Here is a 24693-nt window from a genome sequence, read left to right as displayed (position 1 = left end):
GTACTGCTTGTGCCGAGATATACGAGCCACGATGTGGCGGCAGTTCATGACGCCGAGCAAGCGTTCCTTAAAGTTTCTTTAACGAAACGCTCGGGGCCACTCACCTGGACCGTCACCGTGCCCTGGCGGGTCCGATGAGCCAGGCGCGTCATGCAGGGGTGGCTACGAGTGCTCAGGCGAACTGGCCACGCCGTGCCCGCTCTCTGGCGGATGACAGAGGGCCGGAGTGCTCCGATTGCCAGAAGTGTCAGATGCCCAGACCGGTGGCTGCCGCGGCCGCCGCCACCAGGTCGGTGAACTCACGGCCGTCAGGTAGTCGGACTCGTCCCTCTGCGGTCAGGTGGGCCTCGGCCGGAAACTGAAGGGGGAATCCGCCGATCGAGAGGGCCACATCAGGTCCGGCCGGGCTGGAGTCCAGGAAGGTCGCGGTCGGCTGGGCGAGGTCGGCCGCAGCCATGAACGGGCGAAGGCGATCCAGCGCATCTCGGACTTCGTGGTCTTCGCCATCGGCCCGGAAGCTGAAAGCTTGAGTCCGGAGATCAACAGGCGCAGTCCCTCGGTGTAGACGGGTATCCCCGCTCGACCGCGTGCAGCAGTCGCTCGCGGGCCTGCTCCTGACGAACCAGTGACGGACTCGGTGACTCCTGCTCCTGCTGGATCGGAGGCGCCAGGCGTGAATGACGGCCACGTCCGGTTCCACAGCCGGTCCAGCGCACTCAACCGCAGCAGGAGATAACCCGCCACCGCGGCCGAGGCCGGATCCGTCGCGGTCTCGAGGAACAGGCCCTTGGCCCAACCACAAGGCCGCTCAGCAAGCTTTGACCTGGCTCGCCGCAAGAAGCCACTAGATAGCCCGGTGAGTGGATCGGCCGAAGGACGCAACCCCGACGAAGGCGTGATCGGACCACCGACCGCGCCCACCGTAACGTGGGGCCTGGGGGTCGCCCCCAGGCAAATAGAGTGGGCCGGACGATGCACCATGCGAACCGCCTGACCGTCGTTCCTGTAAATCCCTTGCCGAGATGTTCGACCAGGTCGCGAGGTAAATGGAAGGCGGCTGGAACGCGCTGACGACCGATCCTGATCGCGCCAAGGTGTCGGCGTGCCCAATATCGCACCGTTACTGTGCCGGTTGCGACTCGGCAGTCCGGCGCTATGGCGAAGCAGGCAAGGGCAAGGTGCGACAAACTCCGCGACCTTCCACGACAGCCGTACCCCATACCGTCGGCGGCATGTTTAGCGGTATGTTCAGCGGTATGCGAACGAAAACGTCACTGACGCTCGATGAGGACAGCATCCCCCTTGCCCGGTCCCGCGCCGAGGCCGAAGGGCTCGACGTCGGCCGCTGGCTGGACCGAGCGATTCGCCACGAGGCAGCACGAGGCGACATCGACGTCATCGTCGATTGGGAGGCCTCCCTACCGCCAGACGACCAAGTCGTCCTCGCCGCACTCGACGCCGCCGACCGACACGACCTTGATGCTGCGTGACCCGCGGCGACGTCTATGAGTACACGATTGGCAACGCTCGCGCCCGCATCGCGATCGTTTCCGCAGCGCCGTACAACCCGCGCCGCGCCACCTTCGTAGTCATCCTCGGCGCCGACACCCCGACACCGCCATCACCTTCGCTGGTTCCCGCAGCACCGGCCGACCCGGTACGCGGAACCATCGACGTCACCCGACTGCGCCCGGTCATTCCCGACAACGTCGGCGCGCGCGTGGGCCGACTGTCCCGGACCACTCTGTCGCGCGTCGATGATGCGTTGCGCAACTACTTGGGACTCTGAAGAGAATCGCGCCGGCCTCGACGCAGGCCACCGCGGACTGCGCCACGCTGCCGGGCCACCGAATAGTTCACAACGCGTATCGGAACAGGCCGCCAAGGACCATCAGACGAGCCATGGTCCGCACAATGCCGCATCCACCGGGCAAAAACCCGCAGGTCGTCCATTGCCGGGCCGAACGTTGCGCCGTGCGAACCGCCACGCACTCGTTCAGGGCAACCGGTTCTCGGCCGATCCGCAACGCAGCCGCCATGGATAAGTGCTAGCGCTTGCGGCGATTCCTCCGTTTGGCCTTGGATCTTCGCCCACGAGGTGGCAGCACCATCGCGTCGCCGACAATCGTCGCCGATGTCATATGGCTGGCCCTCTCCGCGTTGGCACGCGCGAGCTGCGGCGCCAGTCCCGGATCTTGTTTCACTCGAGTCAGACGACGCTGGATTGCGGGCCAGAGATTTCTGTGCGGAAGGATGTGTACACCTCGCCGATGCACGCGACTCCGCCAGCGAGAAAGGCGGCCCCGAGTAAAGTCTTGGTGGCCGCGATTGCGGACATAGCAAGTGCGATGCCGATCAAGCCGATCCCGAATGCACCAAGTGCACGTCGATCAGCGAACCGACGCAGAGAGGTCACCAGCTCGATCGTCGCCAGCCACCACGAACTCGCTCGGTGGCGGCGTGGTTCGCGCACTGCCTCCACCGTGGGTGTCTGGGTCGCCCCCAGGTAGGTGGAGCGGCCGAACGTTGCACCATGCGGACCGCCCAGGCGTTGTCTCGGCAATCCGCTGCCCGGACTTTCGGCTCGATGTATGGCAGCCGGCGCGCAGCGTCGGTGTGGTGGTCTGGCGTCGGTTGGCCGCGACCGACTCGCGGAGCGCGACCATCGCAGACGAGCGTTGTCGCATTCGAAGGCGGACGCATCCCAAGACGTCCTCGTCCGCGCACGCCCCGTTCTGGCTCGCAATGAATCGCGATCAGCGTGCCACCCCGGCTAAGGTCGCCCACGTTGGGCGTGGGTCAAACCCAGAGCAGACGCTGGGCATCACTGCGCAGCGCGCATGCCCTCGGATGCCGCCGCCCCGTCGTCGTCGCGGATGTGGCCGACGCTTTGAGGTCGACGTGGATGAGGTCCCCCAGATTGTCGTATTTCAGACGGCGGACACCGCCCCGCGACAAACGCTGCGGTCAATACAATCTGCGCGGGTTTGCCTGAGGCGGACGGGTCGGATTCACCTGGCATCGCATATTGGCCGCACCCGGTGAATCGCCGTATCTCCAATCTGAGGATATTCATGGGCATAAGTTCGCCGCACGTCCGGCATCTGAAGCGCGCGGCAGCATCGCCCACGTGGCTGCCGTCTCCACTGGAGGAAGCCAGAAGCCACTGGGCGGTGTACCGTCTCGCCCTGGCAACCCTGAGCCTGCGGGATCACCAGCGCCGCGCGGTGGTCTCTGCCGCTCGCAAGGCGGTCGTCTTTCAGGCTCTCCGGATCATCGTCGAAGCAAGATTCCGCGGGGTCGGCGGATCAGCCACTGCACTGCTGGCCGGGGCCGCACTCATCTATCTCACCACTCGAGCCAATCGGGGCAGCTCTGACCAACCCTCCGCCTCAATCGGCATGTTCCAGACGACATTGCTCGGTGCGGTGGCCGCAATTATCGCCTTGAACCTCCTTTCACGCAGGATTATTTTGGCCTGGGGCTGGGTGCACAGACGGCGCCCTTGGTTACAACAAGTGATGAGAGCTGCTGGCACGACGGTTCTGATCATCATTGCCACGCTGTGCGGGTGGTACGCGACTGAGCACCCGCTTGGTCTTCTCGCCGGGCTCGCCTGGGGAATCCTGGTGTGCCTGGCGACGACCGTTGCGTTGATCGGGTGCCACCTTGTCATTGGTCGACATTGGCGGGATCGCTACGGCGATCCCCCGTGGTCTTCCGTCGCCACCGTCGTTGTCCTGACCGTGGCACTTCTGCTGGCCCGGGACCGGCGAGCTTGGTCCCGGCCAGCTGGCCGGAAGGATCTCGCTGATCAGATCCATCGTCACTCCGTGCACACGATCCAGACTTACCGGCGACTGGCCCGCGCGACGAGTCGGTCTACCGGCGACCGGACGGAAATTCTCTCCCGTGGTGACCGTCTGCAAGAGGCGCTCCGTCAGTATCGGCACGCCCTTCTGGACATCACCAGCCAACGGGATTACGACGTGCTGCTGGAACGGGTCAAACGTCAAACCGTGGCGTTGGCTAACAAGGAATGGGATGGTCTGCCGGCAGCTCAGACGAGTCGAACCGCGCACCTCGCGGCGGGGGCCCTCTACGGCGCCACCCTGGGCGTTTTGAGTGGCCTTGCGGTGAACGCCGCTTCCGAGCACCTGCCAGGCCCACTGAACGACGCCAAACCGGCCTGGATCAGTCTGGTGATCTTCGTGATCCTCATGGGGATATCCGCATGGCGGACGTCCCGGTCGTAATCCGCGTTACAGTTCGCCGCGGCCTCAAGCGGCCTCGAAACCCACTCTCAGCCGTACGTCCAATGCCGTGGCCAGTCGTTCCAGCACCGACAAGGTTGGAACCGTTCCGCCGGCCTCGAACCGGGCGACCGTGGACTGCGTCATTCCCGACGCCTTCGCCAGTTGCGTCTGGCTCCAGCCCCGGCGTTCACGAAGCTCTCGAACAGAACGGCCGAGTTCAAAGGCCAGGTACGTCTCGCCGACTATAGGACCTGCAATATGAAGGGCTGGCCACTGCCAACATGCGGGCGTGCCTTCGAGGTAGCCGGTGGATGCGCCCCCGACACCGCTGCGTAGATGCGCGAAGTGCCGTGTCCGACCCTGACGATGACGCGGGACGCGTGCGGAGTGGGCCGAACAGTGCACCACGTGTTACCACCTCTACGGCGGCGTCTGGCTATCCGTACGCAATAAGAGCGAGGCCAGCGATCGCCCGGCAGCGGACTGCCCGGCGCACCCACCGCACCGTGGGGTCTGGGGGTCGCTCCCAGGTAAGTACGAGTGGGGCGGACGGGACTCGAACCCGTGACCGATCGATTATGAGTCGACTGCTCTAACCCGCTGAGCTACCGCCCCTTACCGGCGGCGATCCTAACCCGGCACATATCTCGCAGGCCACCGATCTACGCCGGTACCCGCGCCCCCAGCCAAGCCAGCACCGCCCCCGCGGTTCGCCAGCCCCCCGCCAAAGCCCCCTGGATCGATGGGCTGTCGCGGTGGTCGCCGGCCACGAACAGGCCGTCGCCCAGGTTTACCGGCTTGCGCAGGTTGGCCTGTGGGCCCCGGGCCGACGGTAGCGCCTGGGGGATGCTCACCACGTCCAGGAGCTCCCACGGCTCCGCCGAGACGCCGTACATCCGGGACAATTCCACCCGTATCACCGTCTCGGAGGCCGCGGACGGGGCCGAAACCCCTACCACCGACGCGGCTATCAGCGACTTTCCGGTCGGGGCGTACTCGGGGGCCGCGTTGCTCACCACCACCGTATTCGCGATGATCTCGCGTCGGTCGCCGTCCAGGACCAGGGTGGGCTCGTCCAGGGGAGCCCGGTCGGCGCCGAAGTAGAAAGTCGTCAGGCCGTGCATGTCCGGCATGGGCAACTGCGGTAGAAGTTCGGCGGCGGCACCCGGGTCAGTGGCCACCACCACAGCTTTGCAGTGGATTTCGCCGGCCTCGGTGACCACCAGGCCGGGGCCCAGCGACAGGGTTCGCGCGCCGATCAGCAGCTGCGGATAGGGGAGTGGGCCGGCTATCGCGGCGGGCAGCGCGGCCATGCCGGCCGCAGGGACGCCGATGCGGCCGCGGGTGAACGACCGCAGCACCATCGAGAAGACGTGGCTCGAGGTTTCCAGGGACCGGTCGGCGAAGACCCCGGACAGGAACGGCCGCAGGACCTCCTCGATCATCCGGTGCGACAGGCCGGCCCGGCGCAGCATCTCCTGCGTGGTGGTCTCGCGGGCCTGGAGGAGTTTGGCCGGGGGCGTGGTGGCGCAGCGGGTGGCCAGGGCCGCGAACTTCAGGCGGTCGCTCAGCGTGCCCACCCCCGAAGTGAGGGTGGCGGCCGCCGCGAGCGGTTCGCTCATCGGGTTGACCAGGCGATGCAGGTCGGCGCCGCGCCGGACGAGCACGCCGGAGGTGAAGAAGCGCAGGTCGAGCGCGTCGATGTCGATCAGCGCGGGGATCCGCGGATACGCCGTGTTGACCACCTGGAAGCCCCGGTCGAGATGCCAGCCGTCGACGATGTCGGTGGTGACCCGCCCGCCGATCCGGTCGGACCCCTCCACCAGCAGCCATTCGACGCCGGCGCGGTCGAGCCGCCGGGCGGCGGCGAGACCGGCGAGTCCGCCGCCGACGATGACGACGTCCACCTCCACGGGTTGCGACACGGGCACCTCACAAGGGGACGAAACAGGCAACCCTCAGCCTAACGGCGCCGGAACGGCAAGGCAGGCAATTCGCCCACCCTCAAGATGAGGTACGCAACACCCCGTCCCACCCCAAAATGACCGCCCCGAACCTACAGGCCACCGCCCACCCGGCCCCCGTGCGAAGCGCACGTCCCCACCGCACAAGGCAAGCCCCAACCACAACCACGCCCCGGCCGCAACCACGGCATAGGTCTGACCGCAACCACGGCCCGCCCCAACCGCAAGGACGCCATGCTCTGACCGCAACCACGGCATGCTCTGACCGCAACCACGGCATGCTCTGACCGCAACCACGGCACCGCGGGGCTTCCGGGGGCTCGGCCCCCGGAGTAGAAATAAGAAGGTCCCACCGGCCCGCGCTGTCTGCGGGCGGAGGGACCTCGGGAGCTTCTCGCTCCCCGAATAGGACTCGAACCTATAACCTGCCGGTTAACAGCCGGCTGCTCTGCCAATTGAGCTATCGGGGATCGTGCAGCGCCGCTGTTGCTCGGTGCCGGGGAACAGACTACATGACGGTGCGGCTGGTGCGCGAAGGGGTTACCCGGGCGCGCCGCTGCGCGAAACGCATGGTGCGTGAGTACAGAACGGGCAGGATGGGTATGGACCCAGCAGAGACGCACAAGCGTCACGTTCGGAAGGAGCCGCCAACATGCGCGGAAAGCTGTTGTTCCTCACCGGCCTAGCGGCGGGCTTCGTCCTCGGCAGCCGGGCCGGCCGGGAGAAGTACGAGGAAATCCGGGAAAACGCCAAGAAGCTGTGGGAGAGCCCGTCGGTCCAGGAGGCCGCCGGTGTCGCCCAGGCGCAGGCCAACAAGCTCTACACCGAGGGCAAGGACAAGCTTCAGTCCTCGAAGCTCGGCGAGAAGGTCGGCGAGAAACTCCACGCCACCACTGATTCGCTCGCGGGCTCGAACAGCAACACCCCCGGAACGCTCTGAGATCAAGCGCTCTCCGACGGCCGCTCCTGATAGGGGGCGGCCGTCGTGTCATTCCCGCCGGTTCGCGGTCCGGAACGCCTCGTGCACGTGGTGCGGTAGCCGCCCGCGCGGTCCCACCACGTGCCCGTGGGCGTTCGCCCAGGCCCGGATGGTCGCCGCGGTGACCGCCTGGCGGGCCGGGCCGGCCGGCTGCACGTAACCGGCCAGATTTTCGAACACCTTCGGCGTGACGATCCGGATGCCCGCCCGCTGGGCCGCGAGTCCCTTCGTCGAGCGTGGCCGGGAGTGCCCGCTGACCAGCACCGCGGTGTGCGCGGACACGCTGTTGACCACCCGTAGCCCGGCCAGTTCGGCGGCCAGCTCGAGGCGGGACCGGCGATAGGGCTCGCCGCCGGTGAACGCCACGGCTTGCCCGGCGCGCAGCGGCTCGCCGTACGCCCAATCGTGCGGAAGTGGCCGCGGGCCGCGGCCGAACGCCGGGATCAGGTCGCCGCCGGCCTCGGCCAGGATGGCCTGCACCCCGCCCGCCGGCACGCCCAGCACCTCGGCCGCGTCCACCAGTTCCTGCCGCACCGCGGCGGTCGCCGCGCCGGCCACGACGGCCGCCCGGGCCAGGGCCGGCACGAACCCGCGGTGCAGTTCGTCGAGGTCGTCCCGGCTGAGCCCGACCGCCCGGCCGTGCTCGACGAGCCCCTCGACCGCGGCTTCGCCGAGCGCGCCTTCCTCGGTGACCTGGGCGACCAGTTCGAGATAGCTGCCTGCGGCCACCGGCATGTCGCTGGACAGGGTGTCGCCGAGCGGCAGGTCGTCGAGCAGCGCGGCCAGCACCCCGCGGGGCGCCGGGTCGGCGGCCACCGCCCGTCGCCGCGGCCGCACCCGGGTGCGTGCGATCTCCGGCCACGGCACCGCGGCGGCGAGCGCCGGCAGATGGCGATGAGCTGACCCGGTCGCCAGGAAGGACCGCAGCAGCCCGGCGGCGGCGCGGGCCTGCGCGGGCACCCCGGACCGGACCGCCGGACAGCAGTCCCGCAGCCGCCGCCGGGCCAGCCCGGGCAGGTGGATCCGGCTGGCGTCGCAGGTGCAGAGGATCGGCACGGCGGGCATCGCCAGCCGGGCCCGGCCGAATTCGGCGGCCAGGAACCGCTGCCCGAGGGCGGCCTGGTGGCCGGCGATCACCCGGCCGGCCAGCAGGCCGGCAAGTTCGCCGGCGAGGTCGGGGAACCGGGGCGCGTCGGCCGAGATGTCGGGGTCGAGGATGGTTGTCCACTCGCCACTCGTTCGGCCTCGGGGATCGGTGGAGACGACCGCGATCTCGACTATCCGATCGCTGTCCACGGACAGTCCCGTGGTCCGAACGCTCACCACCGCGAACCCGACCTCCACCACCCAGCCCACCCCCCAGCGAGAACGCCGATGGTGGCCGAGCGGTGGGTACCGGGGACTCCCCTGAATGGGCAGGAAAATACGGATTTCGCCGGTCGGCGGCGGCGATCCGGCCGCTGCCGCCGACCCGGTAGGCCGCCTAGGCGGTCGTGCCGCTGACGGTGCCCTGCTGGGTGGTGGTCCCCGACCCGTCCTGGGTGGTCCCGGTGCCGCCCTGCTGCTGAGTGGTGCCGCCCTGCTGAGTGGTCCCGTCCTGCGTGGTGCCGTCCTGCGTAGTCCCGGTGCCGGTGCCGCCCTGCTGGTTACCGAAGCCGCCACCGCCCATGCCCCCGCCGCCCGGCCCGCCGCTGCCGCCGCCCGGGAACTGCCCCTGCTGGGTGGTGCTGCTGCCGCCCGACTCGACGGCCATGCCGATGCCGAAGCCGGCGCCTCCGGCCAGCGCGGCGGTGAGGGCCACCGCCGCCGCGACCTTCTTCCCGGTCCACCGGCCGGCGCTGCCCTGCGCCGGTCCGGTGGTGGCCGGGACGGAGGCCCACCCCTCGGTGGGCGGAACCCACTCCGATTCACCAGAAGGGGAGGGGGTGGTGTTGACGGCCTGCGTCACCTGGTCAGTGCTCATCGTGCGGATCCCTTCGACGGAAGTTCGGGCTCATTCGTCGAAGGTGCGTGACCTCCCTGTCGACGGGCTGTGACCGCCGTACTTGTTTGCTTATTCGGCCCGGATGTTGTCGATCGAGACGTCCCCGCCGGTGTTCAGGAAGACCCAGACGGCCCGGATGTCGGCCGGGTCGAGGGTGACCCCGGCCGGGCAACTGATGTCGCCGAACGAGCGGCTGACGGTGCGGCTGCCGCCCGGGTTGGTCCACGTCCACTGCCCGCCCTGGCACCAGGTGAACGCGTCGCCGACCTGCACCGCGATCTCGCCGACGCTGCCGGCCGTCTCGACCCGCATGTCGAACTTCAGGTGCGAGAAGCCGGTCAGGTCGAGCGGCGCGTCGAGCGCCTTGCCGAACCAGTTGCCGTTGACCGGGGTGTGCACGAGGAGCCCGGCGGTGCCGTCGGTGTGGAAGGCGGTGGCCGGTTCGACGCTGCCCCCGCCACCGGCGTTGGCGATGCCGAAGCCGTCGGTGCCGCCCTCGAACGAGAACAGGGTGCGTTCGGCGGGCTGCACCGGGCCGGGTTCCCCGCAGGTGAGGACCGGTTCGGCCCAGTCAGCGGGCCCGGTGCCGGTGGTCGTCAGGCGCAGCCACGCGGCGCCGGTCAGATCGGCGGTCAGCGACTGCGCGGCCGTCGAGGAGGCGGCCACCGTGTCGTCGGCGTACACGGTGAAGCCGGAGCCGCCGACGTCGGTGGTCAGCGAGCTGCACTCGCCGCCCACGTAGTAGCGGATCGAGGTGGGCGGGGTGGTGCCGATCCCGCGGGTGTAGACGTGGTCGCCGATGGTGATCAGGTTGCCGGCGACGGTCTGATCGAGCGCGATCGACCCGGTGAAGTCGGCGGCGCGCACCGTGCTCAGGTGCCGGCTGCCGCCGGCCGGCGGCGTCACCACCGCCGCCACCAGGGTGCTTGCGCTGCTGCTCCGGTGTCTGCCACCCCAGGTGTACGCGGTGGAGAGGGTCAACGGATACGACCCGGCCGTGACCGTCGCCGGTGCGGTGACCGTCCACGTGGTGACAAGTGATTCGTCACTGCCCAGCGACCGGTCACGGGCCGTGGTGTTCGCCGTGACGGTCCACCCGGCCGGGCCGGCCACGGTGACCCGCACGTCGGCCAGCGAGCCGACCCCCCGGTTGGTGACCGTGGTGGCCAGCGGGGTCCCGGCAGCCGGCGTGACGGTCTCGATGGCGCCGCCGACGGTGACCGCGGGCGCGATCGGCCCGGTGTCCCGGATCGGCTTGACCTTGTAGACCACGGTCCCGTGCGCGGGCACGGCGGCTTCGATCCGGGAGCGGGCCTGGGTGACCGCCCCGGTCCACACGTCGGTGAGCCGATGCGGCCGGGACACCGGGGTCCCGATCGTGGCCAGCACGTCGGTGGAGTTGTAGAGCGCGATCGCGTGCTCCCCGCCGGCGAGCGGCTTGTCCAGCACCATCAGCCCGTTCGCGTCGGACACCACCCGCCCGGCCACGCCGAGCCGGTCCTGGTCGATGCCGATGATCTCGCGGTTGGTGAGGATGCCGAGGGTCTCGGCCGAGGCCGAGCGCAGGTCGGTGCCGATGATCAGCGGGGCGGCCATCATCGCCCACATGCTCATGTGGGTGCGGTACTCGGTGGCGGTCATCCCGCCGTTGCCGATCTCCAGCATGTCCGGGTCGTTCCAGTGCCCGGGCCCGGCAAATTCCGCCAGCGGCGCGTTGGCCGCGATGATCGACTTCAGCGACGGCCAGTTGTCGCTGATGTCGCCGGTGGTCCGCCACAGGTGCCCGACGTCGGCACCCCAGGTCCACGGCTGCGACGACCCCCACTCGCAGATGGACAGCACGATCGGCCGCCCGGTGGCGGCGAGCGCGTCCCGCATCGCGGTGTACCGGCGGATGTAGTCGGCCTGCGACCCGTCCGACTGGTTGTAGCAGTTGTCGTACTTGAGGTAGTCGACACCCCAGTCGGCGAAGGTCTGCGCGTCGAGCGTCTCCCGGCCGAGGCTGCCCGGGTAACCGGCGCACGTGTTGGTGCCGGCGTCGGAGTAGATACCGAGCTTGAGCCCCTTGCTGTGCACGTAGGCGGCGGTACCGGCGATGCCGGACGGGAACTTGACCGGGTCGGGGACGAGCCGCCCGGCGCTGTCGCGGTCCTTCAGCGACCAGCAGTCGTCGATGTTGAGGTAGGTGTAGCCGGCGTCGCGCAGGCCCTCGGTGATGAACAGGTCGGCGGTCTGCTTGATCAGGTCCTCGGTGACGTCGCAGCCGAACGCGTTCCAGTCGTTGAAGCCCATCGGCGGGGTGCGGGCGAGTCCGTCGTCGAGCGCGAGGGCGGGGGACGCCGGTGCCACGGCGACGGCCGTAGCGACAAGTAACGCGGACAGAAGTCGGTGCATGTGAACTCCTCGGTGGGAGGGAGTCGATTGCAACGTTTGTAATTCCGCCCGCACGCTACGCCAGCGCATCCATGAGAATCAATGAAGTAAGAATCAATGAGTAGGCTGATCATGTGGGGGACAGCAACGGGATGCGCGAGGTGGCCCGGGCGGCCGGTGTCTCGGTGTCCACCGTGGCCAACGTGCTCAGCCGCCCGTCGATCGTGGCGCCGGAGACCCGCCGCCGGGTGCAGCAGGCGATCGACCACCTCGGTTACGTGCCGAGCGGCCCGGCCCGGCAACTGCGCGGCCTGCCCAGCCCGATCGTCGGCAGCGTCACCCTCGATCTGGCCAACCCGTTCCACGCCGAGGTCAACCGCGGCATCGAGGACGGCCTGGCCGAGGCCGGCTGCCTGGTGCTGGCCTGCAGCACCGACCTGCGCCCGGCCACCGAGAGCCGGCTGCTGCACCTGCTCCAGCAGCAGAACGTGCGCGGCATCATCATCTCGCCGGCCGGCCCCGATCCGGCCCAGCTGCTCGAGGTGAGCCGCCGCGGCACCCCGGTCGTGCTCCTCGACCACCCGAAGGGCGAGCTCGACCTGTGCTCGGTCGCGGTCGACGACCTCCTCGGCGGCCGGCTGGCCGGCGAGCACCTGCGGGAACTGGGTCACCGCCGGATCGCCTACCTCGGGGCCACCGTCGACCCGGGCCCGGTGGCCCGGCGCCGGCAGGGCCTGCGGGAGGCGGTCGGAACGATCCTGGACGTACGGATGGACGTGCACCCGCCGTCCCTGGGGGAGGCCGCCGCCGCGGCCGCCGAGCGGGTGGTCGCTCTGGCGCCGACCGCGGTGGTCTGCATCAACGACACCGCGGCACTGGGCCTGCTGGACGGGCTGGAGGCTCTCGGCGTACGCGTGCCTGATGATCTTTCGGTCGTCGGCTACGACGATCTGCCGTTCGCGCGCCGCCTGGCGCCGCCGCTGACCACCGTGCGCCAACCGGCCTACCGGCTGGGTTTCGCGGCGGCCGGCCTGCTGCTGGAGGAGGGGCAGCCCGGGCACACCCATCGCGAGGTGTGGTTCCAGCCGGAACTGGTGATCCGCGCGTCCACGGCACGCATTGACGGACATCGCATCGACGGGTAACTTTCTCAGCACGTCTGTTACAGACGTTACAACGGTGTCTTTCAGACATCCCGAGAGGGCGAGCACACGTTGCCGGGACGGCGACGGGCTGGGGTGCGCACTTTTCCCCCATCCCGATCCCCGTTCAGAGGCAGGTCATGAAGAAACATCTCATCGCCCTCAGCGCCGTGCTCCTCGCCGTCGCCGCCACCATCGTCGGCTTCGGCAGCCCCGCCTTCGCGGCCACCGGGCTGCACATCTCCGGCACCAACATCGTCGAGGCCAACGGCAACACCTTCGTGATGCGCGGCATCAACCACGCGCACACCTGGTACACCAGCCAGACCAGCTCGTTCGCCAACATCAAGGCGACCGGCGCCAACACGGTCCGGGTCGTGCTCAGCGGCGGCCGCTGGACGGCCAACTCGGCCGCCGACGTCACCAACGTCATCGCGCTGTGCAAGGCGAACAAGCTGATCTGCGTCCTCGAGGACCACGACACCACCGGGTACGGCGAGGACAGCGCGGCCTACACCCTCGACCAGGCCGTGAACTACTGGATCGGCCTGAAGAGCGTGCTGGTCGGCCAGGAGGACTACGTCGTCATCAACATCGGCAACGAGCCGATCGGCAACACCAACCCGAGCCAGTGGACGGCCGCCACGGTCGCCGCGATCCAGAAGATGCGCAGCAACGGCTTCCAGCACCTGCTGATGGTCGACGCGCCCAACTGGGGCCAGGACTGGCAGTACACGATGCGCGACAACGGCCAGACCGTGCTGAACGCCGACACCCAGAAGAACACCATCCTGTCCATCCACATGTACGCCGTCTTCAACACCGCCGCCTCGATCGTGTCCTACCTGGACACCTTCAAGAACAACGGCTGGCCGCTGCTGATCGGCGAGTTCGGCTGGCAGTTCTCGTCCAGCGAGGTGGACGACCAGACCGTGCTGTCCGAGGCGGTCAAGCGCAACCTCGGCTACATCGGCTGGTCGTGGTCGGGCAACACCGACCCGATCCTGGACATGACCACCAGCTTCAACCCGGCCGCGCTGACCACCTGGGGCCAGCGGATCGTCAACGGCGTCAACGGCCTGAAGACCAACAGCAAGGAGGCCACGATCTTCGGCGGCAGCACGCCGACGACCACGCCGACCACCACCCCCACCACGACCCCGACCACGACGCCCACCACCACGCCGACGACCGCCCCGACCACCACGCCGCCGAGCGGCGCGGGTTGCTCGGCCGCGTACTCGGTGGTCGGCTCGTGGCAGGGCGGTTTCCAGGGTGAGGTCAAGGTGACCGCGGGCAGCGCGGCCATCAACGGCTGGACGGTGAACTGGACGTACGCCAACGGCCAGACCGTCACCCAGTCCTGGAACGCCACGGTGACCAGCAGCGGCTCGGTGGTGACCGCCAAGAACGTCAGCTACAACGGCAAGCTGTCGGCCGGCGGCACCGCGAACTTCGGCTTCCTCGGCTCGTGGACCGGCACCAACAGCGTTCCGGCGGTGACCTGCACGGCCAGCTGACCGTTATCGCTTCGTTATGGAGAAGATCCGAACTGGTGCCCGGATGATTGCATCGCACTGAAGGACATGCGAATCACGCGTATCCGAAAGGCGATCAACCCATGCGAAGCACCCTGACCGGCTCGGTCCTTCTGTCCGCTGCCCTCCTGCTCGGCGCCTGTGGCAACGGCGTCGAGCAGGTCGGCGGCGCGGCCGGCCCGGTAACCCCGAGCCCGGCCGCGAGCTCGGCCACGGCCACGGAGCCGGCCACCCCGTCCACCCCGCCGTCGGTTTCGGCCAGCCCGGCCACCCCCAAGGCGCCGTCCACCCCGAGCACGCCGGCCGGGATCGTGCTCGGGCCGCAGGGTTTCGGCGCGCTCAAGCTCGGCATGACCGCCGAGGAGGCCACCGCCACCGGCATGATCAAATCCTGGAAGAGCATGGGCGTCGCCGACGGCTGCACGAAACAGTCGACGCTGAAGCTCGCCAGTGGCGATCACGGATTCGTCTACTTCTCCACCGCCCTCGGCCTGGAGATCATCGACGCCTACCCGGGGGTGTCCACTCCCGAGGGCGTCAAGATCGGCACCACCCACGCCGCGATGCTCAAGGCGTACCCCGGCTGGGCCAACGCCGAGGAGGAGGACCAGCACGCGGAGGGCCGCGGTTACGTCCGGGTGCCCGGCAACGGCCAGGCCAATTACCGCATCCTGACCCGGGACGGGAAGGTCGCCGAGATCACCCTGCAGTCCACGACGCAGGACTGCTACGAGTAAACGGCGCGGACGATCTCCTCGGTCCGGTCGGCCTCGCCGACCTGCTTGATCTGCAGGTAGACGCCGCCGGCCACGACCTCGCTGTAGGAGATGCCGGTGTCGGCGCAGCCGGCCCAGTGGGTGATCTGGCCGCCGGGGATCGGCCGGACCGACCAGCGGGTGCAGCGGCTGTGCGTCGGCAGGACCGCCCGATCGAGGCCGTCGGCGAGACCGGCGAAGATCCCCGGGCCGCCGGTGTACTCCTCGCCCCACGAGGTCAGGTCGCCGGCGACGGCCAGTCCCGGCCGGTTGGCCGGCGGCAGCCCGACGGCGGCCGGGTCCCAGCCGGACCGGCGGGCCTGCCCGGCCCACGCCGACGGCACCGCGATCGAGAACGACCCGGTCGCGTCGGCCACCCGCACCCAGCCGGCCGGCGTGCCCCGGGCCGGCAGCGCGCCGCCGAGCAGCACCAGCCCGGCCGCCGCGACCAGGGCGCCGATCGTCCGGCCGGCGAGATGCAGGGCCCGGTTGCGGCGCCGGGCCGGGGCGCCGGCCACCTCGTCGAGGGCGTCGGCCAGGGCCGCGGCGGTCGGCCAGCGGCGGTCCCGGTCGGCGGCCAGGGCGCGCAGCACGATCCGGTCCACGGTGGGGGAGACGCCGGCCCGCAGTTTGGAGGGGGCGACGGTGGTGCCGCGCGGGGGCGCGGCGGTGAGCATCTGGAAGGTCATCGCGCCGATCGCGTGCACGTCGGCGCGCACGTCCAGGCCGCCGCCCGGCTGGGCCTGCTCGGGGGCCATGTAACCGGGGGTGCCGGCCACCACGGTGAAGCCGGAGGCGAACGCGATCGACTTGGCCAGCCCGAGGTCGGCGACCAGCACCCGCTCGACCCCGCGCACGGTGCCGAACAGCACGTTCGACGGTTTCAGGTCGCGGTGCAGCACCCCCGCGTCGTGCAGGTCGGCGGTGGCACGGGCGATGTCGGCGGCGGTGCGCAGCGCCGAGCGCACCGGCATCGGCCCGGTCTCCAGGCGCTCGGCCAGGGTGCCACCGTCCGCATAGGTCATCACCTGGTACGGCCGGCCGTCCGGCAGCTCGCCGTAGTCGTGGATGCGGACCAGCCGTTCCGAGTCGGCCCGGCGCAGCACCTGGGCCTCCTGCTCGAACCGGGCGCGCACGTCGGCCTGGTGGGCCCAGTTGTCGGCGAGCACCTTGATGGCCACCCAGGACTCGAGCACGTCGTCCTCGGCCAGCCAGACGGTCGCGAACGCACCCGCGCCGAGACGCCGTTCCACCCGGTAGCGACCAATCTTGGCGGGCATTGACACACTGCCATTGTGCGGACACCGCACCGGGGCGCAGCGGGGGGATCGGCATGGGTGACGAACGGCAGGAAGAGCTGGCCGCAAAGGCCGCGCGAGGGGACCGGGCGGCGCTGGAGGCGCTGCTGACGCTGATCCGGCCGCAGGTGCTGCGCCGGTGCGCGCGGTTCCTGCCCTGCTTCCAGGACGCCGAGGAGGCCTGCCAGGACGCGCTGTTGCAGGTGGCCCGCACGATCGAGCGGTTCGAGGGCCGGTCGCTGTTCTCCACCTGGCTGTACGTGGTGGTCGCGAACAGCGCCCGGCAGACCTACCGGACACTCAAGCGCCGGGCGGTCGAGGAAGCGCACGAGGTGACCCCGATCGACCGGGCCGACCCGCGCACGACGAGCGTCATCGCCGGCTCCCGGCTCGACTTCCTGGACGCCCTGGAACGCCTGGAGACCCGCCGCCCCGACCTGGTCGCCCCGATCGTGCTGCGCGACGTCTGCCAGCTCGACTACGCCGAGATCGCCGAACACCTCGGCATCCCGGTCGGCACCGTCAAGTCCCGCATCCACCAGGGCCGGGCCGACCTGCGCGAGTCGCTGCTGACCACTAACTGAGGTAACCGTTGTTGTCGCAGGTGCGGCGCTGGACCACGCAGTCCTTGGTGCGCTTGTTCATGGCGTCGGCGTCCCACACCAGGAACGCGTCGCCGTGCATCGAGGAGGCGCTCCTGCCGGTCGGGTCGGAGGACAGGTAGTAGCCCTGCTGGGTGCCCTTCACGCCGTACTGGATGTCGAAGGTCAGCGCCGGGATCCGCACCGGGTGTCCGGCCGGGCAGGCACTGTCCGACCCGTACGCCAGATGGTCTTTGTGGTTGGGGCTGTCCAGGTTTTTGCCGTCCCAGCAGTCCGGGAACTGCAGCATGAAATGCAGGGTGGCGGGCTCGCCGCAGATCGGCCAGTTGCCGTTGGTGCTGCGGGCGACCCCGTCGAGGTCGCCCGGACCGTAGAAGGCGCAGTAGAACTGGCCCTGCGCCCCGCGCGGCGTGGGCACCTTCTTCTTGGCGTCGCCGGCGATCATCCGCAGCCCGGTGGGGATCGGCATGACGCCGGCCGAGTTGTTCCGGATCGACCGGTAGTAGACCCGGAATCCGGTGGTCTCCACCGGCTTCTTGGTCGCCGCGTCGTAGAGCGTCGGCACCCAGTAGGACGAGTGGTCCACCACCGGCTTGCAGGTGGTGGCGGTGAACTTGGTCAGATCTTCGGCGGTGGTGTCCGCGTCGACCGCCTTGTTACCGACGAACGAGTGCATGTGCGAGGCGCCCGGCAGCCCCGGGAAGACGATCGGGTCGTCGGCCCGACGATGGCTGTAGGTGCAGTCGGCCCGGAACTCCGGGAGGTTGCCCACCCCGGCCGGCACCGGGTCGATCTTCCGAGCCTTGAACGCGGCGACCTGCTTCTGCCAGGCCGCCGGGTCGACCGGGATCCAGCCGCCCTTGGCGACCGGCGCGGCCTTGCTGGTGGCGCTCTTGGTCGCGGCGGCGGGGCTCGCCGGCTTCGCCGCCGACGATGTCAAAACCGGAACAGAAGGGCTGGGCGCAACGATCTGAGCTGCCTTTGCCTGCGGTTCGGGAGAAGACGAGCCACCCAGGCGTACGGCGAGAGCCGTAACGACAAGCGCGGCTACCGCCGCGCCGCCCAGCACAGCAGCCGCCCGCCGCTTCGGTTTGGTGATCGACACGGGCAGGAGCATAGGAACCGCACAGCATCAGCTCCTAAGCCCTTAAGACGCTGCTAAGAAGGTGTGCCCGTTCGTTCGCCCTTGGCAGCGGTTCCGGTTGGTGCGATCGTCTGGGCGTGGACGACGACATCTACCTCTGGCTGGAAGAGCTGGACGATCCCGGAGTCATGCGGTGGGTGGCGGATCGCAACGCCGAGACGCTGACCGCGTTCGCGGGGGCGAACTTCACCCAGACCCGGGACGCGATCCGGGAGGTGCTCGACAGCAAGGACCGCATCCCGTACCCGGACTGGATCGGCGACGGTCTCTACTACAACTTCTGGCGGGACGCCGACCATCCGCGCGGGCTGTGGCGGCGCACCGGCGCCGAGCAGTTCCAGCGCGACGAGCCGGACTGGGACGTGCTGCTGGACGTCGACGCCCTGAACCGGGCCGAGGGCGAGAACTGGACCTGGGCCGGCGCCACGGTGCTGGACCCGGGCTTCCACCTGGCCCTGGTCAGCCTCTCCCGGGGCGGCGCCGACGCGGTGGTGGTCCGCGAGTTCGACCTGCGGACCCGGGAGTTCGTCGCGGACGGGTTCACCCTGCCGGAGGCCAAGAGCGACGTCGCCTGGATCGACGCCGACCGCCTCTTCGTGGGCACCGACTTCGGGCCCGGGTCGCTGACCTCCTCGGGCTATCCGCGGATCGCCAAGCGGTGGCGGCGCGGCACGCCGCTGGCCGAGGCGGAGACGATCTTCGAGGGCCAGGCCGACGACGTCGCGGTGAGTGCCGGGCACGACTCGACGCCCGGGTACGAACGGGACATCGTGAGCCGGTACCGGGACTTCTACCACGCCGAGCACTATGTGCTGACGCCGAGCGGTGAGCTGGACCGGATCGACGTACCGGATGACGCCTTCTGCGACGTACACCGGGATTGGCTTGTGGTTCGGTTGCGGTCCGGATGGACCGTCGGTGGGGTCGGTTATCCGGCCGGGGCCCTGATCGCCACGAAGTTCGGCCGGCGTGACTTCACCGTGCTGTTCCAGCCGGACGAGCACACCTCGTTCAGGTCCTACGCCTGGACCCGCAACCACCTGCTGCTGGCCACCATGACCGACGTCAAGACCCGGCTGCACCTGCTCACCCCGGACACCCCGCAGTGGCGGCGGGAACCGTTGCCGGACACCGCCGAGTTCGACCGGACCTGGATCGCCGACACCGACCCGGACCACGACGACTCCTACCTGATCGCCACCGAGGGTTTCCTGCGCCCGGCGACCCTCGGCCTGGCGAAGGCCGGCGATGGCGGCGGCGAGGTCACCGTGCTCAAGCACGAGCCCGAGTTCTTCGACCCGGCCGGGCTGACCGTGCGCCAGTTCTTCGCGGTCTCCGCCGACGGCACCCGGGTGCCCTACTTCGTCGTTGGTGCCGACGCCGCCGGGCCGACGCTGCTCACCGGGTACGGCGGCTTCGAGATCTCCTGGACGCCGGGCTACGACGGGGTCACCGGGCGGGGGTGGCTCGCCCGCGGCGGCACCTACGTGGTGGCGAACATCCGTGGCGGTGGCGAATACGGTCCGGACTGGCACCGGGCCGCGCAGCGGGAAAATCGGCCCCGGGCGTTCGAGGACTTCGCGGCGGTCGCCGAAGACCTGGTGGCCCGGGGGATCACCACGCCGGGTCAGCTCGGGATCGAGGGCGGCAGCAACGGCGGGCTGCTGATGGGGGTCATGCTGACCCGCTACCCGGAGCTGTTCGGGGCGGTCGTCGCCACCGTGCCGCTGCTCGACATGCGCCGCTACACCGAGCTGCTGGCCGGCCGGTCCTGGATCGCCGAGTACGGGGATCCCGGCGTCGAGGCCGACTGGGCGTACCTTCGCGAGTTCTCGCCGTACCAGAACGTCCGTCCCGGCCGGTCCTACCCGCCGGTCCTGCTGATCACCTCGACCCGCGACGACCGGGTGCATCCCGGGCATGCCCGCAAGATGCTCGCCCGGCTGCGCGAACACGGCTACGACGCCGCCTACTACGAGAACGTCGAGGGTGGCCACGGCGCGGCCGCCGACAACGAGCAGGCCGCCACCATCTCGGCGCTGACCCTGGAGTTCCTGCGGCGCAAGCTGAGTTGAGAACCGGCCGGGCCGCGCGTCCGCGACCCGGCCGGGGGACCGGCGATCAGGCGATGGGGGTTTCGCCCGGCGTCGGGTCCGTGGTGGGGGTGGGATCGGTCGGCTCCGGGGTGTCGGTCGGCTCCGGGGTGGCCGTGTCGGTGGGCTCCGGGGTGGCCGTGTCGGTGGGCTCCGGCGTCGCCGTGTCGGTGGGCTCCGGGGTCGCGGTCTCGGTCGGCACCGGGGCGGTCGCGTTCACGAAGACCGAGCCGCCCTGGGTGGTGTCGGTGACCGGGGCGTAGCCCGCCGTCCAGTACGCGGTCGACAGGCACAGCACCGAGCCGGTGATCTTGTTGAACTGCTGGTTGGCGAACTTGATGGAGTTGGCCGTGTTGTCGGCGGCACCGGCGAGCGAACCGGCGACCGGCTGGTAGACGCAGGTGATCGTGCCGAGGATGGTGCTGATCACCACGGTGGCCTGGATCGGGCCGGCGCTGCCCGGGGCGACCGCCACCGCGCCGGTGGCGCCGTTCACGCTGACCGAGTAGGGCAGGTTGTTCAGCGTCACGCTGCGCACCCCGGTGGTCCCGACGACGTTGCTGGTGCAGGTGCTGAAGCTCTGCGCGTCGAGGGTCTCGGTGGCCACCCCGGGAGCGGGCGGGTTCGCTGTGATGGTCGACGACAGGCTGGAGGCCGCACAGGTGACGCCGCTGGTGCCGGTGGTCGTCGAGTAGAAGGTGGCGGTGGTGCCGGTCGCCAGCGACGCGGTGACGGTGTCGCCGACCGCGACGTTGGTGCCGCCCACCGCGCCGACCGTGAGCACGGCCCCGCTGTCGGCGAACGCGGTGGACGCGAGGAGGGTCGCGCACAGCGCGCCGCCCGCCACACTCGCCAGGTACAGGTATTTACGCATTACTGCTCCTACTCCGCTACTTGCTTTTGTCGGTGGACTACAAAGCGGTGCCCCTAAATTGGAATTCGCATCCAATCGGGAGTGGGAAAAGCGCGGCGGGGGAGCGCAAACCCGCAGGTGGGCGCAGTCTTCCCAGGTGGACGGTAAACGGATCATATTGATACCGGTCAGTAACAAGTGGATTTATATGCCGTGTATGGCCGGCTAGTCAAGACTGTATTTGTGTACGCGAACTACGCTGGCCCGATGGATCTCGAGTTCAGCGGCGAGGTGTGGTTCTGGCGGGGCCCGGCGCCGTGGCACTTCGTCACCGTGCCCGAGCCGGAGTGCGAGGCCATCGCCGACGCGGCATCGATGGTCACCTACGGCTGGGGGATGATCCCGGTGACCGCCCGGATCGGGCGCACCGACTGGACCACCTCGCTCTGGCCCAAGGACGGCCGCTACATCGTGCCGGTCAAGACCAAGGTGCGAACGGCCGAGAAGATCGACCTGGGCGACACGGTCACGGTCCGCCTGACGCTCTGACAGCAAAAGGCACCGCGCGAACGCGGTGCCTTTTGCCTCGGGCTGGACCGGAAAACGCTTAGGAGAACACCACCGGGACCCAGGCGGTGCCGCACAGCTGCACGACCGCGACCGACTTGGTGACCTGCCGGGTCTTGCCCATCCAGATCTCGCTCGTGGTGCGGGTCCGGAAGATCGCGGCCAGCTGGCCGGCCAGCAGGGTGGCCGGCATGAATTCGGCGCCGACATAGCGGGAATCCAGCCACACCCGGATGAATTCCCGACTGTTCTGGATGCCCTTCTGCAGGTGCAACGTGTGTTTACCGTCGCTGGACCGCAGCACGAAATAGGAAGTCTGTGGAATCGACGAGGATTCCCGGCAGGCGGCCGCCTCGGCGGGTGTCGCCATCGCGACCGCCCCGCCCAGCGTCATGACCGCGGCCAGCGCGGCAGCTCGTAATCGGAGAAGCATGCGCAGAGCTGACCACACCGGGCCGACCTGCGGCTACGTGAGTACTCCGAAGGTGTGAGGCGCCTTTCGGTATCCCGGTAAATGATGCACAAATTGACTGGCAGCAAGCAAATTAAGAGGGGCGGATTAGGGTATGAGCGCTAAATTTACCGGCCGAATGGTCACCATTCTCATCCTGATGGTGGGGGTGTTCTCGTGGGCGCCGGCCGCGGCTCAGGCGGCGCCGCCGGGCACCCGGATCTGGTTCCATCAGGGGGAGGATCAGTACACGCCGTCGAACATCTGGTCCTTCGAGTCGACGACCGGCACCGGGTTCCGCCGGGGCTTCATCCCGAGCCGCACGGCCTGGCCGGTGCAGAGTCAGTACCCGTTCACCTATCGGACCTCCGGGGCGAGTGTCGTCCTGACTTGGACGGCCTCCGGCAGTCTCGGCCGGGTCACTCCGCTCAATTACTCGTCCGCCTCGGACGTGATGCTGGTCAACGTCGACGGGCGCCGCGAGTACTGGTACGGCTGCCGATCGGCGGGCCGGCCGGCGTACGCCCAGGCGGCCTGCTGACGAACGGGGGCGCGGGTCGGCGCGCCCCCACCGCTTACTTCCAGTACTTGGTCTCGACGTTGGTGTCGGCCGGGTCGCCGCCGCCGTAGACGTACGCCTTGGCGGCGCTGTCACCCAGTTGGGCCAGCAGGAACTGGGCCGTCCACCGGCCGATCGTCTCGACCGCGGTGGCCTGGGCCAGGGTCTGCGCCGAGCCGTCGGGGATGGCCCCGGCCGGGTTCTGCGCGTTGGTGATGCCGTAGTGGTTGGCGCCGGTGACGCTGACGAACAGCTTCGGGGTTCCGGCCAGCAGGTAGTAGGTGGTGAGGCTGTCCTGCGGGCTGCCGATGCCGTCGACGCTGCCCTGAATGAGGGCGACCGGCACGTTGTTCAGCACCGGCAGCACGATCGAGGTGTCCGGGATGGCGTTGTTGGTGCCGTAGAACGCGGCCGCCTTGAGTTCCGACGGGGCGATCGCGATCGAGCTGGTGAACGGGGTGATCGACAGGCCGGTGGTGACGCCGAGGCCGGCCGCACCGCCGAACGAGTGCCCGGCCAGCAGCAGCTTGCCGGAGTCGATCTGGCCCTTCAGCGGCGAGCCACTCCGGCTGTCTTCCGAGGAAGCCCAGTCGACGGTCCAGTTGGCCTCGAGCGCGTCGGCGAACAGGCCGGTCGCGTCGGAGACGGTGCGGGTGTGGTTGGGCACGGCCACGACGAAGCCGTACGACGCGACCTTCTGGGCGAAGCCCGAGTAGAAGCCCTTGTCCACATCGGCGCCTTGCAGCAGCAGGACGACCGGCCAGTCCTTGTGCGACGCGGACGTCACCGGGTAGTAGATGTCGGCCGGATCACCGTTGATCGTCGAGCCGTATGAGGTGGTGGCGGTGTAGACGGTAGCGGCCGAAGCCGGCGCGGGGCTGACGAGGACGCCTGCGAGGAGGGTGCCGACGGCGGCGGCAACCGCTCCCCGGCGACTGAGACGAAGGACCATACGAGAGCCTCGGTTTCCCTAGACGTAACGACGTTTCCTTTTGGGAGAGCGTCGTGCATCGGGCACCTCGCGGTCAAGAACATCAATGCAAAAAGAAAGCCCGCCCGCATCGGCTCGGTAGCATGGCGGCACGCGCGGGGATCAAGGAGAGCCATGCGTCGATCCGCGGACCTGATGCAGTTGCTGACCCGAGCCGAACGCCTGATGGCCCGCCGCCTCGCCGCGATCCTGGCCGAGGAGGGGCAGAGCCTCGACGCCTGGCGGGTGATCTCCCTGCTGGCCGACGGCCAAGGTCACTTCATGACCGAGCTGGCCGACGGTGCCTTCCTGCCTCCCGGCAGCCTCACCCGCCTGGTCGACCACCTGGTAGACGGCAACCTGCTCCACCGCCGCACCGACGACGCCGACCGCCGCCGCGTCCGCGCCTACCTCACACCCCGGGGCCACCGCCTGCACCAGCGCATCTCCGACGCCGTCCAGGCCGGCCTGCCGGCCGATGAGGAGCTGGAACGCCATTTGGCGACCTTCGTCGACGACCTGAGCGGAAGTTTGTCGCCGCGTAAGTGACCATGGGGCTGTGCTGTGCGTCACAATCGGAAGCTATGGGTGACTTGCGGATCGTGGTTTGTGGCGGCGGAGCGGCCAATGGCGTTGTCGGGCTCATCCAGGAGGCCACCCGCCGCGGGTGGTCGGTGGATGTGACGGCTACCCAGAGCGGGCTCGATTTCTTCGAGAAGTCCGAGGTCGCCCGGGCCAGCGGGAAACCGGTGCGCACCACCTACAAGTTCGCGCCGGACGGGCGGCGGATCTCGCCGCCGGCCGACGGGCTGATCGTGGCGCCGGCGACGTTCAACACGATCAACAAGCTGGCCGCGGGGATCGCGGACACCTACCCGCTCTCCTCGGTGGCCGAGGTCATCGGGCGCGGGGTGCCGACCGTGGTGGTGCCGGCGGTCAACTCGGCGCTCGCCGCGCGGCTGCCGTTCCGGCGGGCGATCGACGACCTGCGGTCGGAGGGGGTGCGGGTGCTGTTCGGTCCGGAGGACGGCTGGGAGCCGCTGCCGCCGGGCCAGAACGATCCCCGTAAATTTCCCTGGCTCCGGGCCCTTGACCTGGTCGAGGAAGCATTCGGGTTGACCACCGTCGATCAGGTCGGAGTTCCGCTGCGAGCGTGATTCCGCCG

General features: G+C 69.3%; 24 protein-coding genes, 2 tRNA genes and 1 pseudogene. 13 read left to right on the top strand and 14 right to left on the bottom strand.

Annotated elements, in window-relative coordinates:
* Window positions 1-247 precede the first annotated feature (247 nt).
* Both Ate02nite_RS44860 and Ate02nite_RS50085 read right to left on the bottom strand, forming a co-directional pair.
* Window positions 248-457 (bottom strand): hypothetical protein, encoded by a 210-nt coding sequence (locus tag Ate02nite_RS44860; RefSeq protein ID WP_203814097.1) that lies wholly within the window; start codon window positions 455-457, stop codon window positions 248-250.
* Window positions 458-483: 26 nt separating this feature from the next.
* A pseudogene (locus tag Ate02nite_RS50085) lies at window positions 484-981 on the bottom strand (hypothetical protein); the annotation flags it as partial.
* 65 nt (window positions 982-1046) lie between these two features.
* Between Ate02nite_RS50085 and Ate02nite_RS44855 the strand changes: the two are divergent.
* The 3 genes from Ate02nite_RS44855 to Ate02nite_RS44845 all read left to right on the top strand — a co-directional run bounded on the left by Ate02nite_RS44855 (window position 1047) and on the right by Ate02nite_RS44845 (window position 4256).
* Window positions 1047-1490, top strand: a complete 444-nt coding sequence (locus tag Ate02nite_RS44855) for a hypothetical protein (RefSeq protein ID WP_203814096.1) — start codon at window positions 1047-1049, stop codon at window positions 1488-1490.
* Complete coding sequence (locus Ate02nite_RS44850) at window positions 1487-1789, top strand: putative type II toxin-antitoxin system PemK/MazF family toxin (RefSeq protein WP_203814095.1); 303 nt, start codon at window positions 1487-1489, stop codon at window positions 1787-1789. Before Ate02nite_RS44855 ends, Ate02nite_RS44850 begins: the two co-directional genes overlap by 4 nt.
* Window positions 1790-3074: 1285 nt before the next feature.
* Window positions 3075-4256 carry a hypothetical protein gene (locus tag Ate02nite_RS44845; protein WP_203814094.1) on the top strand — a complete coding sequence of 394 codons (1182 nt, stop codon included), beginning with the start codon at window positions 3075-3077 and terminating at the stop codon, window positions 4254-4256.
* 24 nt (window positions 4257-4280) lie between these two features.
* On the opposite strand, the gene Ate02nite_RS49295 is transcribed toward Ate02nite_RS44845, so the two are convergent.
* The 4 genes from Ate02nite_RS49295 to Ate02nite_RS44825 form a co-directional block, all read right to left on the bottom strand.
* On the bottom strand, window positions 4281-4661 hold the full coding sequence (locus Ate02nite_RS49295) for a helix-turn-helix domain-containing protein (RefSeq protein WP_239148198.1): 381 nt from the start codon (window positions 4659-4661) through the stop codon (window positions 4281-4283).
* A 136-nt stretch (window positions 4662-4797) separates the two neighbouring features.
* Window positions 4798-4871: transfer RNA gene (locus Ate02nite_RS44835), tRNA-Ile, on the bottom strand.
* 47 nt (window positions 4872-4918) lie between these two features.
* A complete protein-coding gene (locus Ate02nite_RS44830; protein ID WP_203814093.1) occupies window positions 4919-6181 on the bottom strand; it encodes an NAD(P)/FAD-dependent oxidoreductase in 1263 nt (420 codons plus the stop codon).
* Between the two features lie 436 nt (window positions 6182-6617).
* A tRNA-Asn gene (locus tag Ate02nite_RS44825) sits at window positions 6618-6690 on the bottom strand.
* A gap of 182 nt (window positions 6691-6872) precedes the next feature.
* On the opposite strand from Ate02nite_RS44825, the gene Ate02nite_RS44820 reads away from it, so the two are divergent.
* Window positions 6873-7160 (top strand): hypothetical protein, encoded by a 288-nt coding sequence (locus Ate02nite_RS44820; RefSeq protein WP_203814092.1) that lies wholly within the window; start codon window positions 6873-6875, stop codon window positions 7158-7160.
* A gap of 48 nt (window positions 7161-7208) precedes the next feature.
* On the opposite strand, the gene Ate02nite_RS44815 is transcribed toward Ate02nite_RS44820, so the two are convergent.
* From Ate02nite_RS44815 to Ate02nite_RS44805, 3 genes are all read right to left on the bottom strand, one after another.
* Window positions 7209-8546 carry an Lsr2 family DNA-binding protein gene (locus Ate02nite_RS44815; protein WP_203814091.1) on the bottom strand — a complete coding sequence of 446 codons (1338 nt, stop codon included), beginning with the start codon at window positions 8544-8546 and terminating at the stop codon, window positions 7209-7211.
* Between the two features lie 136 nt (window positions 8547-8682).
* Window positions 8683-9162 (bottom strand): hypothetical protein, encoded by a 480-nt coding sequence (locus Ate02nite_RS44810; protein ID WP_203814090.1) that lies wholly within the window; start codon window positions 9160-9162, stop codon window positions 8683-8685.
* Window positions 9163-9252: 90 nt separating this feature from the next.
* Window positions 9253-11577, bottom strand: coding sequence for an NPCBM/NEW2 domain-containing protein (locus Ate02nite_RS44805; protein ID WP_203814089.1), 2325 nt, complete (start codon window positions 11575-11577; stop codon window positions 9253-9255).
* A gap of 113 nt (window positions 11578-11690) precedes the next feature.
* Between Ate02nite_RS44805 and Ate02nite_RS44800 the strand changes: the two genes are divergently transcribed.
* From Ate02nite_RS44800 to Ate02nite_RS44790, 3 genes are all read left to right on the top strand, one after another.
* Window positions 11691-12701: a LacI family DNA-binding transcriptional regulator gene (locus tag Ate02nite_RS44800; RefSeq protein ID WP_203814088.1), complete on the top strand. Its 1011-nt coding sequence runs from the start codon at window positions 11691-11693 to the stop codon at window positions 12699-12701.
* 137 nt (window positions 12702-12838) lie between these two features.
* Window positions 12839-14218, top strand: coding sequence for a cellulase family glycosylhydrolase (locus Ate02nite_RS44795; RefSeq protein ID WP_203814087.1), 1380 nt, complete (start codon window positions 12839-12841; stop codon window positions 14216-14218).
* Window positions 14219-14319: 101 nt separating this feature from the next.
* Entirely contained in the window at window positions 14320-14973 is a 654-nt protein-coding gene (locus tag Ate02nite_RS44790) for a hypothetical protein (RefSeq protein ID WP_203814086.1), read from the top strand.
* Here Ate02nite_RS44790 and Ate02nite_RS44785 read toward each other — a convergent pair.
* Window positions 14964-16271, bottom strand: coding sequence for a serine/threonine-protein kinase (locus Ate02nite_RS44785; RefSeq protein WP_203814085.1), 1308 nt, complete (start codon window positions 16269-16271; stop codon window positions 14964-14966). The two genes, Ate02nite_RS44790 and Ate02nite_RS44785, sit on opposite strands and share 10 nt — an antisense overlap.
* Before the next feature lie 53 nt (window positions 16272-16324).
* Here Ate02nite_RS44785 and Ate02nite_RS44780 point away from each other — a divergent pair, with 53 nt between their 5' ends.
* On the top strand, window positions 16325-16873 hold the full coding sequence (locus Ate02nite_RS44780) for an RNA polymerase sigma factor (protein WP_203814084.1): 549 nt from the start codon (window positions 16325-16327) through the stop codon (window positions 16871-16873).
* Here Ate02nite_RS44780 and Ate02nite_RS44775 read toward each other — a convergent pair.
* Window positions 16866-17996 carry a DUF1996 domain-containing protein gene (locus Ate02nite_RS44775; RefSeq protein ID WP_203814083.1) on the bottom strand — a complete coding sequence of 377 codons (1131 nt, stop codon included), beginning with the start codon at window positions 17994-17996 and terminating at the stop codon, window positions 16866-16868. The two genes, Ate02nite_RS44780 and Ate02nite_RS44775, sit on opposite strands and share 8 nt — an antisense overlap.
* Window positions 17997-18112: 116 nt before the next feature.
* On the opposite strand from Ate02nite_RS44775, the gene Ate02nite_RS44770 reads away from it, so the two are divergent.
* Window positions 18113-20110 (top strand): prolyl oligopeptidase family serine peptidase, encoded by a 1998-nt coding sequence (locus Ate02nite_RS44770; protein ID WP_203814082.1) that lies wholly within the window; start codon window positions 18113-18115, stop codon window positions 20108-20110.
* A gap of 46 nt (window positions 20111-20156) precedes the next feature.
* On the opposite strand, the gene Ate02nite_RS44765 is transcribed toward Ate02nite_RS44770, so the two are convergent.
* Window positions 20157-21002 (bottom strand): Tat pathway signal sequence domain protein, encoded by an 846-nt coding sequence (locus tag Ate02nite_RS44765; protein ID WP_203814081.1) that lies wholly within the window; start codon window positions 21000-21002, stop codon window positions 20157-20159.
* A 246-nt stretch (window positions 21003-21248) separates the two neighbouring features.
* Between Ate02nite_RS44765 and Ate02nite_RS44760 the strand changes: the two genes are divergently transcribed.
* A complete protein-coding gene (locus Ate02nite_RS44760; protein ID WP_203814080.1) occupies window positions 21249-21530 on the top strand; it encodes a DUF1905 domain-containing protein in 282 nt (93 codons plus the stop codon).
* 58 nt (window positions 21531-21588) lie between these two features.
* On the opposite strand, the gene Ate02nite_RS44755 is transcribed toward Ate02nite_RS44760, so the two are convergent.
* The gene (locus Ate02nite_RS44755; RefSeq protein ID WP_203814079.1) at window positions 21589-21981 is read right to left on the bottom strand and encodes a hypothetical protein; all 393 of its coding nucleotides are present in this window, start codon (window positions 21979-21981) and stop codon (window positions 21589-21591) included.
* A 133-nt stretch (window positions 21982-22114) separates the two neighbouring features.
* Here Ate02nite_RS44755 and Ate02nite_RS44750 point away from each other — a divergent pair, with 133 nt between their 5' ends.
* Window positions 22115-22540, top strand: coding sequence for a hypothetical protein (locus tag Ate02nite_RS44750; RefSeq protein WP_203814078.1), 426 nt, complete (start codon window positions 22115-22117; stop codon window positions 22538-22540).
* A gap of 34 nt (window positions 22541-22574) precedes the next feature.
* Here Ate02nite_RS44750 and Ate02nite_RS44745 read toward each other — a convergent pair whose 3' ends face one another.
* Window positions 22575-23510 carry an alpha/beta hydrolase family protein gene (locus Ate02nite_RS44745; protein ID WP_203814077.1) on the bottom strand — a complete coding sequence of 312 codons (936 nt, stop codon included), beginning with the start codon at window positions 23508-23510 and terminating at the stop codon, window positions 22575-22577.
* Between the two features lie 153 nt (window positions 23511-23663).
* Between Ate02nite_RS44745 and Ate02nite_RS44740 the strand changes: the two genes are divergently transcribed.
* Window positions 23664-24077, top strand: a complete 414-nt coding sequence (locus Ate02nite_RS44740; RefSeq protein ID WP_203814076.1) for a MarR family winged helix-turn-helix transcriptional regulator — start codon at window positions 23664-23666, stop codon at window positions 24075-24077.
* Window positions 24078-24112: 35 nt separating this feature from the next.
* Complete coding sequence (locus tag Ate02nite_RS44735; protein WP_203814075.1) at window positions 24113-24685, top strand: flavoprotein; 573 nt, start codon at window positions 24113-24115, stop codon at window positions 24683-24685.
* Window positions 24686-24693 lie beyond the last annotated feature (8 nt).

It is taken from the genome of Paractinoplanes tereljensis, from assembly GCF_016862435.1.
Lineage (GTDB): Bacteria > Actinomycetota > Actinomycetes > Mycobacteriales > Micromonosporaceae > Actinoplanes > Actinoplanes tereljensis.
This window is presented reverse-complemented; position numbering and strand designations above follow the sequence as displayed.

Bases quoted from the DNA above. Each gene is read 5' to 3' on its own strand.
- Ate02nite_RS44860 (WP_203814097.1), bottom strand. From the start codon at position 457: ATGGCTGCGGCCGACCTCGCCCAGCCGACCGCGACCTTCCTGGACTCC.
- Ate02nite_RS44855 (WP_203814096.1), top strand. From the start codon at position 1,047: ATGGAAGGCGGCTGGAACGCGCTGACGACCGATCCTGATCGCGCCAAG.
- Ate02nite_RS44845 (WP_203814094.1), top strand. From the start codon at position 3,075: ATGGGCATAAGTTCGCCGCACGTCCGGCATCTGAAGCGCGCGGCAGCA.
- Ate02nite_RS44820 (WP_203814092.1), top strand. From the start codon at position 6,873: ATGCGCGGAAAGCTGTTGTTCCTCACCGGCCTAGCGGCGGGCTTCGTC.
- Ate02nite_RS44810 (WP_203814090.1), bottom strand. From the start codon at position 9,162: ATGAGCACTGACCAGGTGACGCAGGCCGTCAACACCACCCCCTCCCCT.
- Ate02nite_RS44805 (WP_203814089.1), bottom strand. From the start codon at position 11,577: ATGCACCGACTTCTGTCCGCGTTACTTGTCGCTACGGCCGTCGCCGTG.
- Ate02nite_RS44795 (WP_203814087.1), top strand. From the start codon at position 12,839: ATGAAGAAACATCTCATCGCCCTCAGCGCCGTGCTCCTCGCCGTCGCC.
- Ate02nite_RS44790 (WP_203814086.1), top strand. From the start codon at position 14,320: ATGCGAAGCACCCTGACCGGCTCGGTCCTTCTGTCCGCTGCCCTCCTG.
- Ate02nite_RS44785 (WP_203814085.1), bottom strand. From the start codon at position 16,271: ATGCCCGCCAAGATTGGTCGCTACCGGGTGGAACGGCGTCTCGGCGCG.
- Ate02nite_RS44780 (WP_203814084.1), top strand. From the start codon at position 16,325: ATGGGTGACGAACGGCAGGAAGAGCTGGCCGCAAAGGCCGCGCGAGGG.
- Ate02nite_RS44765 (WP_203814081.1), bottom strand. From the start codon at position 21,002: ATGCGTAAATACCTGTACCTGGCGAGTGTGGCGGGCGGCGCGCTGTGC.
- Ate02nite_RS44760 (WP_203814080.1), top strand. From the start codon at position 21,249: ATGGATCTCGAGTTCAGCGGCGAGGTGTGGTTCTGGCGGGGCCCGGCG.
- Ate02nite_RS44755 (WP_203814079.1), bottom strand. From the start codon at position 21,981: ATGCTTCTCCGATTACGAGCTGCCGCGCTGGCCGCGGTCATGACGCTG.
- Ate02nite_RS44750 (WP_203814078.1), top strand. From the start codon at position 22,115: ATGAGCGCTAAATTTACCGGCCGAATGGTCACCATTCTCATCCTGATG.
- Ate02nite_RS44745 (WP_203814077.1), bottom strand. From the start codon at position 23,510: ATGGTCCTTCGTCTCAGTCGCCGGGGAGCGGTTGCCGCCGCCGTCGGC.
- Ate02nite_RS44740 (WP_203814076.1), top strand. From the start codon at position 23,664: ATGCGTCGATCCGCGGACCTGATGCAGTTGCTGACCCGAGCCGAACGC.
- Ate02nite_RS44735 (WP_203814075.1), top strand. From the start codon at position 24,113: ATGGGTGACTTGCGGATCGTGGTTTGTGGCGGCGGAGCGGCCAATGGC.